Origin of the sequence: Flavivirga sp. 57AJ16, assembly GCF_028736925.1 — a bacterium.
Lineage (GTDB): Bacteria > Bacteroidota > Bacteroidia > Flavobacteriales > Flavobacteriaceae > Flavivirga.
Genome location: NZ_JAQZAT010000033.1, coordinates 1 through 9382, shown reverse-complemented (window position 1 = coordinate 9382; position 9382 = coordinate 1). Strand labels below are relative to the sequence as shown.

3 protein-coding genes are annotated in these 9382 nt (G+C 35.7%); 1 reads left to right on the top strand and 2 read right to left on the bottom strand.

Annotated features, from left to right (window positions below):
• The coding region (locus PQO00_RS20485; RefSeq protein ID WP_274186650.1) for a GEVED domain-containing protein at positions 1–3571 on the bottom strand (3571 nt) is incomplete at its 3' end.
• Positions 3572–4646: 1075 nt separating this feature from the next.
• Here PQO00_RS20485 and deoC point away from each other — a divergent pair.
• Entirely contained in the window at positions 4647–5342 is a 696-nt protein-coding gene (gene deoC / locus PQO00_RS20480) for a deoxyribose-phosphate aldolase (protein WP_274186649.1), read from the top strand.
• A gap of 299 nt (positions 5343–5641) precedes the next feature.
• Here the strand turns inward: deoC and PQO00_RS20475 are convergent.
• A partial coding sequence (locus PQO00_RS20475) for a leucine-rich repeat domain-containing protein (RefSeq protein ID WP_274186648.1) occupies positions 5642–9382 on the bottom strand: 3741 nt, incomplete at its 5' end.

Here is a 9382-nt window from a genome sequence, read left to right as displayed (position 1 = left end):
AAGTAGGCACTTCGGGAGCACCTGGGGAAGCCGCTATACTAACAGGTGTACTGGAAGTACAACTGGTATCGCTAACGCTGCGCACTGTCAGGGTATAATCGCCTGGTGTCTGGTCTGTAAAATCGACCTCGCTCTGGAAATTGGTGCCATCTAAACTGTATTCATAATCGCTTCCCAGTGGCGCGGTGACTTCTATATCGGCGGTATTGTCTTCGCAGCTTGCGGCGCGCGGGATGATAAAGGTCGGAACTTCGGGAGCGCCTGGGGAAGCCGCTATACTAACAGGACTACTGGAAGTACAACTGGTATCGTTAATACTACGCACTTTTAGGGTATAATCGCCTGGTGTCTGGTCTGTAAAATCGACCTCGCTCTGGAAATTGGTGCCATCTAAACTGTATTCATACGCGCTTCCCAGTGGCGCGGTAACTTCTATATCGGCGGTATTGTCTTCGCAGCTTGCTTCTCTTGGAATGATAAAGGTCGGGGCTTCGGGAGCGCCCGGTGAAGCGGCTATACTAACAGGACTACTGGAAGTACAACTGGTATCGTTTATACTGCGCACTGTCAGGGTATAATCGCCAGGTGTCTGGTCTGTAAAATCGACCTCGCTCTGGAAATTGGTACCATCTAAACTGTATTCATACGCGCTTCCCAGTGGGGCGGTAACTTCTATATCGGCTGTATTATCGGTACAGCTTGCCGCGCGTGGAATGATAAAAGTAGGCACTTCGGGAGCACCTGGGGAAGCCGCTATACTAACAGGTGTACTGGAAGTACAACTGGTATCGCTAACGCTGCGCACTGTCAGGGTATAATCGCCTGGTGTCTGGTCTGTAAAATCGACTTCGCTCTGGAAATTGGTGCCATCTAAACTGTATTCATAATCGCTTCCCAGTGGCGCGGTGACTTCTATATCGGCAGTATTGTCTTCGCAGCTTGCGGCTCTTGGAATAATAAAGGTGGGGGCAGAAATTGATACTATTTCTACAATAAATTCTGTGAAATTAACCGTGTAACAATCGTATTTGGTATCATGGAATGCCGCAAAATATGTTCCTGAGGGAACTGATGAGGGGTCGGGAATTTCATTTGATGCATCTATTGGGGTATCACTGTGCCAGGATAAAACTACTCTTGGTTCTCCTGCTTCTGGTATGTTATTAACTATTATTTCTGTTAAATCTGCTGTTGCAGAATTATTGCTACACAATTGAAGTGTTGTATCTGCAAACTCGGGAGCAGGTATTGTACTACTTCCACAATCTATAAAGACTTCATAATCTTCTACTTCTCCATCATACGCCGATCCAATAGAACGCTCATCTATACCGCTTGTAGACATATCATCATTTAACTTATCTGTGGTAATTCGCAAACGCATATATGTAGGGTCTTCTCCTATTACTAATACGTCTTTCTTTGGTAATGTCCATGTTAAATCATTCACACTACTATTTCCTGTTGCTTTTGGAACTGATTTTTCTATAAATTCTTCTAAACCATTTTCAAAAACACCATTTAAATTAAAATCTAACCAAGCATATATATTCGCTTTTCCAGGTACTGATTTATAAGAAAAAGGGGGAAGTGTTAATGTACTTGATCCAAAAACATCAAAAGACAAACTATTATCAGAGAACGCATCCTCATCGTCAATATCATCCAGATCATCTCCATGTCCGTTATAATTGCCTTTGTCTAAAACAGCATCTTCTTCGTCGTCAACATGATCTCCAAACACAACTAAAGGGGAACCACCTTGAAATTCCAAAAAATGCCTTGGTCCTGAATTCTCTAAGCGCGTTCCATAAGACTCCGGAGCATCTCCAAAATCTAATACAATATTAATATTATTGCCTATTCCATCGTTATTAGTGGCTGCTTCTGATTCTAAAAAAAATACGGCTTCTGGATGAGCTGCTTCTAAATCTACTCTATAAATATTCCCATCATTATTATTGATACCATATAAAAATCTACTTGTATCCATAAATTGAGCTCCAAATGTTGGATTACCACTTCCTGCTCCATCGGGATATGTTAAAGTAGACAACTCACTTACTTTTCCATTTTCTAAATTAATTCGATAGAGTACTTTTGTATTTGAAACTGTGTATAAAAACCCCGAATCAATATCTATAACAAAATCTGACAATCTAAGATCCTGATCTAAAGGAATTTCTTTTTCTAACGTTAAGAACCCTGTTGAGTCCGGGTCTATATTAATGACATAAATACTTTCAACTTCCCCTCCAGAACTTATATATAAGCGATTGTTATAAACATCTCCTGAAATGCAATTTAAATTCCTTGGTAAGTCTTTAATAGGTCCAACAACATGGTTTAAATAAGTATAACCGGAAATCAAATCAAAATCAATCTCGGTTATGACCATAAAATTACAATCATTTCGATCTTCCCATGGAAGCGACAGGTCACCTCTTCGCATTGAATATATAATATTGTCTTCCTCATTTAGTCCTCCTGCATTAAAAAACAATGAGGTGCCCAGTAAAGGGTCTTTTACCCCATCGTTTGGCAGTTTTGTAGTAACTTCTTTAGCAAAATTTATAGTGACCCATTCGCCATCGACACTTTGAAAGGCATCTGCTCCATTTACTGGTTTTGAGCTAAACCTATTTCCCGACAAACATTGTACATATTTTAAAAGCGCTCCTCCTGAAACGTTATTATAACTGTAAAAAGCTTCATCTATTCTTCCTTGAAATCCTGAGGATAAAGATTCTAAAGCTTCTATATTGTCTTCAAAAACATTTCCGAACCCTCCCGGATCTTTATGCTTTTCTATTTTAAAGTCTACTCTTGTAATTGACTTTACAATACCATCCAGATAAACTATTAAAAACTCATTTTCTTCATAGGTAAATGCTATATGATGCCAATCTCCATCTTCTGGAAAAGGAAATACTTGTGAATTAACTTTAGAACCACTTCCTTTTATTATCACCTCAATTACGCCATCTTTAGATAGCATAACCATAATCCCATCGTCTTCATTTCCTTCTTCAAACAGGGTTTGATCTTTAGAGATTGCGTTATCTTGTTGTATCCAAAAACCAACAGAAAGTTCGTCGATACTCTGAGTCATAAAATTACCGCCTGTATCTGAATACAAAACGCCTCCACTACCATCTAAAACAAGCGCTCCTGTTCCTGCTATTTTGTTTGTTTTATCAAAATCGATAACACCTTCTGTATCCACTGCATCGTTATTACCAAGACTATCATCGGTGGAAGTATCAAAACTCCAAATCGATTCAAAGGAAGTAATTTCTAAATGATCGTTAGCACAGTTACTGTTTACCAGAAACGCCTTCGATTTTTTTTCTTCTTTCCCTGATATCTCTTCATAAAAAGGGAGCATATCCTCAGAAACATTCAAATTCCTCTTATCTATTAAAACATCAGAATTCAATGCGCTTGAAAAGTCTGCCTTTAAATCTTTAGCATATGAAGTAACTACAACTGATACATAGATGGCAAACATTGACAAAACTGTCCATATAGTTATCTGTACTATTAATCGAAATGAGAAATATCTTTTCATTAGTTTATATATTTTTATACCTCATTAACAGATTTAAAAGACTATTTCTTAAACGTGTTATAATGCCATAACAAACAAATTGTTATACTGAGGCTATTTCATGTTTTTTAGAGGTAATACATAAAAGTTAACACGATTTTCTTCTAAAAAATATAGTGTTCTAAAGAACTTATGTCTACAAACTCATTTTTAGACTTTTAACTTGTTAAATGCTTTGATAGTCATTGTGATGAATCGTGATCGTTTAATTCTTTTTAGCATCTTATTAAAACTCCAAATCTATTGAACAATACCATAAACAATATGCTGGTACGTTCTGCAATACTTTGATCCTATAATTTTGATAGGACACTATTTGTTATAATATGCATCTTAAAACGAATACCAATAATTTTAGAAAGAATAACGCCAGTTTTTTTTTAGTCTTTACTGTATAGAAAATTTTATAATTATTTCTAAACAAATTTATGTTTCCATCGAAAAAAAATAAAAAAATAACGATCAACAAAAAGACTCCTTTTTATTAAAAAAGTGAACAAAAGGACAACAAAACTTCACAAAAACATGCTTTGCTAAATATTTAAGACATAAAAATTCAAAACTTCAAATGCTTAGAGCATAAAAACACATCGGGCATTTTAATTTATCTTCCTGCATGCCTTTTTAAAGCACAGAAGTTAAAATGTATATTGAAGCACTATGCTTCTTAGTGTGTTTATACGTTTTCCGGAGTAGTAGATTAATCATATTGCCTACAAATCATTTTAATCACCCAATATTGGTACTAATTAAGGTCGTATTATCCCTTAATAGCTTTAATAGCATCTAATAAACAATAGCTATTGTTGATTTATTATTCTAAATAAACGATTTAGACATACACCGCTACAACACACTACAAAACAAAAATATAGCAACCGTGTTATCCTTTTGATGACTCATAATAACTTTTTGCTCCCCTAAAAAGTCGTTATAAGAATGTGTATATCCCTAATTTTATTTCAAAAATCGCTGCAGACATAGAGTTTGCAGAATTCATTAAGAAAGTAAAACGATTTTTATTTAAATCCATTTTATGATTACAAATATTTTTAAGCGCATAGAGTGTATGCAAATAAGTACGATAACAACCGAAAAAGATATTATTGAATTGTGTAATAAGGCAAAATACTATGATTTCTATTCGGTTTGCGTAAATAGTTCTTATGTATTACTTGCTAAGGAACTGTTAAAAGAAACAAATATTAAAATTTGTTGCATTGTAGGCTTTCCTTTTGGTGCTATGTCTACTGCTTCGAAAGTATACGAGGCAAAAAAAGCTATTGAAGATGGGGCTGACGAAATAGATATGGTTTTAAATATTGGATTTCTTAAAAGCAAAAACTACGTGTCTGTTTTAAGAGACATTGTTAATGTTAAATCCTCTATTGGAAAAATACCATTAAAAGTAACACTGGAGATTTCGGAATTAAAAATTGAAGAAATTGTTTCTGCTTGTGAAATTATTCAAGATGCTAACGTTAACTTTATAAAAACTTCTAATGGCATAACTCAAAAAGGAGATACTTTTATTGCAGTGAGAACGATAAAAAAAACACTACGGGGAAGCTTGATTAGAATAAATTCTTTTGGTGAAGTAAATGACCTTGAAACTGCCATAAAATATATTAATTCTGGTGTAGACAGAATTAGCGTTTCATCAAAATTTCGAATAGCAAAAAAAAGGTATCAAATTGTTGAAAAAAGTAAAAAAAACAATGAACTGATTTAAACCAGTTTTTTTTACTAGGAACACAGTATTTGTTCAAACAAAAAATACAGCTTAATAGTATAACATCTTTAAAGCCCTAATGTTACCAAGTGGTCTTAATAAAAACAGAAATTCAAGGCTTTTAAAAGAAGGTATTTATCTTATTGTATTATAAATCATGTCATATCAAACACTTGATTTGTAAATCCTTTTTTTAGATTTTCGGTTAACAAGTTTACAGTTATATATAGAACGCATAAAAAAGAGGCTGTCTTGACTTTTCAGACAGCCTCTTTAAAACTAAGTTAACGATTAGCCACCTACTCAATAATAAACTTCTTGCTTATTGTTCCTTTATCGAAACTTAAAACAGCTATATACATCCCGCTGGAGAGCCTGTCTATAGCGACTTTATTTGCTGTGCCTTTAAGGATGTTAACACCTAGGATATTATAAATCGCATAGGCTTTTAAATTTGCCTGAGTGCTTTGTATCTTTAAATAAGAATCGTTAAGAATTAAGTGTACAGATGTATTTAAGTCCTTATCTATTGTACCTAACACCTCATCATCTTCAGTGATTGATTTAAAACCTGTCCAACCTGCTGCTTCATAAGCCGCTTTAGTCCCCTCTGGTATTATTAATGCGATTTCTGCTCGATTTAAAAATGTATTTGAATAAATTGTTGCTGGTGCGGTGCCTTTTACGATGACCTTTTCTAAGGTACTAGTAGCAAAAGCATAAGCACCAATAACAGTCACCTTATCTGGAATAGTGACACTTGTTAAGGTATTTTCCTCAAAAGCCCTACGGTCAATAGCTGTAACACTATCCGGAATGGTAACACTTGTTAAGGCATTTTTATTAAAAGCATAACCACTAATAGCAGTGACACGATATGTTACGCCTTGATGGGTTACTGTTTCTGGTATGTTAATAGCACCTGTTGCATTTGGTGAATCTTTAATTTCTACTATGGGTATATCTCCTGTGGAAGTTACCAAATAGTTTATATCATCTATTTCGAAGGTAATTATATCTACTTCGGCAATTGATTTAAAACCTGTCCAACCTGCTGTTTCATAAGCCGCTTTAGTTCCCACTGGTATCATTAATGCGATTTCTGCTCGATTTAAAAATGTATTTGAGTAAATCGTTGCTGGTGTCATGTCTTTTACGATGACCTTTTCTAAGGCATTACTACCAAAAGCATATTCACCAATAACAGTGACCTTATCTGGAATGGTAACACTTGTTAAGGCTTTATCATAAAAAGCATAACCACTAATAGCTGTGACACGATATGCTATGCCTTGATGGGTTACTACTTCTGGTATATCAATAGCGCCTACTGCATTTGGTGATACTGTGGTTTCTACAGTGAGTATCCCTTCTGTGGAAGTTACCAAATAGTTTATATCATCTACTTCGAAGGTTATTATACCTAACACCTCATTATCTTCGGTAATTGATTTAAAACCTGTCCAACCTGCTGCCTCATAGGCTTCTTTAGTCCCTTCTGGTATTATTAATGCGATTTCTGCTCGATTTGGAAATGTATTTACGTAAATCGTTGCTGGTGTCATGCCTTTTGCCATGACCTTTTCTAATAAGTAATTATCAGTAAAAACAAAAGCACCTATTGCAGTGACATTATCTGGAATAGTGACACTTGTTAATCCATTATTATAAAAAGCATAATCACCAATTGCCGTGACACTATCCGGAATGGTAACACTTGTTAAGGCATTACTACCAAAAGCAGCTTCTTCAATAGCAGTGACACGACATGGTATGCCTTGAAAGGGTACTTCTTTGAGTATCTCAATAGCGCCTGTTGCATTTGGAGACTTTATTACTATAGCACTTGTTTCTCCTGTTTTTACATAATTCACATTATCTTGCGTAAACGTTTCTACTGGCCGATCTTGAAAACCGGTCCAACCCAAGTTTATATAATTTTGTTTAAAGCTTTCCGGAACATTTAGATATACAATAGCGCGATTGCCAAAACTAGTGTCTTCTATACTTGCAGGAATAGCACTTTGAACAATAACTTCTATTAAGGGATTTCCACTAAAAGCATAATCGCCAATAGCAGTAACACTCTCTGGAATGGTGACACTTCTTAACCCATTAACACCAAAAGCGCCACGACCAATAGCAGTAACACTCTCTGGAATGACAACACTTGTTACCCCATTATCTCTAAAAGCAAAATCATCAATGGCAGTAACCCGATATGTTATGCCTTGATGGGTTACTTCTTTTGGTATTGTAATAGCGCCTGCTGCATTTGGTGACGCTTTGATTTCTACTGCAGGGATATCTTCTGTAGACGTTACCAGATAGTTTATATGATTTATCTCGAATATATTTAACAGCTCATCATCTTCGATAATCGATTTAAAACCTGTCCAACCTGCTGCCTCATAAGCCTCTTTAGTCCCCTCTGGTATTATTAATGCGATTTTTGATCGATTTGAAAATGTTTTTGAAACAATCGAAGCTGGTGTTGTGCCTTTTGCGAAGACCTTGTCTAAGGAATTATTAGCAAAAGCATAACCACCAATTGCCGTGACACTATCTGGAATGGTGACACTTGTTAAGGCATTATAAGCAAAAGCTCCATCTCCAATTGCCGTGACACTATCTGGAATAATTACACTTGTTAACCCATTATAATAAAAAGCAAAATTACCAATTGCCGTGACACTATCTGGAATGGTGACACTTGTTAACCCTTTTTTATAAAAAGCATAATGACCAATAGCCGTGACACGATATGTTATGCCTTGATGGGTTACTGTTTCTGGTATATCAATAGCGCCTGTTGCATTTGGTGATTCTTTGATTTCTACTGTGGGGCTAATACCTTCTAAGGAAGTTACCCGGTAATTTATATGATCTATTTCGAAGGTGATTATACCTAGCTCATCATCATCTTCGGTAATTGATTTAAAGCCTGTCCAACCTGCTGCCTCATAATCCGCTTTAGTGCCCTCTGGTATTATTAATTCAATGTTTTCTCGTTTTATAAATGTTGTTGCTAAGATGGTTGCTGGTGTTGTGCCTTTTGCAAAGACCTTTTCTAAGGCATTATTACCATAAAACGCATAAGCACCAATAGCAGTGACACTATGACCAATGGTAACTCTTGTTAACGCATTATTTTCAAAAACATAATCCCCAATTGTAGTGACACTATTACCAATGATAACACTTGTTAACGCATTATTTTTAAAAGCAAAATGATCAATAGCCGTAACACTATCAGGAATAGTTACACTTGTTAAAGTACCATATTGAAAAGCTCTACGACCAATAGTAGTGACACTATTTGGAATGGTTACGCTTGTTAAAGCATTATGGGAAAAAGCATAATCCCCAATAGTCGTGACACTATCCGGAATGGTGACACTTGTTACCCCATTATTAAAAAAAGCATTAGCACCAATAGCAGTGACACGATATGTTATGCCTTGATGGGTTACTGTTTCTGGTATATCAATAGCGCCTGTTGCAGTTGGTGATTCTTTGATTTCTACTGTGGGTATCTCTTTAGAGGACGTTACCCTATAGTTTATAGCATCTATTTCGAAGGTAATTATACCTAACACCTCATCATCTTCGGTAATTGATTTAAAACCTGTCCAACCTGCTGCCTCATAGGCTTCTTTAGTCCCTTCTGGTATTATTAATGCGATTTCTGCTCGATTTGGAAATGTATTTACGTAAATCGTTGCTGGTGTCATGCCTTTTGCCATGACCTTTTCTAATAAGTAATTATCAGTAAAAACAAAAGCACCTATTGCAGTGACATTATCTGGAATAGTGACACTTGTTAATCCATTATTATAAAAAGCATAATCACCAATTGCCGTGACACTATCCGGAATGGTAACACTTGTTAAGGCATTACTACCAAAAGCAGCTTCTTCAATAGCAGTGACACGACATGGTATGCCTTGAAAGGGTACTTCTTTGAGTATCTCAATAGCGCCTGTTGCATTTGGAGACTTTATTACTATAGCACTTGTTTCTCCTGTTTTTACATAATT

Excerpts from the sequence above, each read along its gene's own strand:
- deoC (WP_274186649.1), top strand. The coding sequence starts at position 4,647 with ATGATTACAAATATTTTTAAGCGCATAGAGTGTATGCAAATAAGTACG.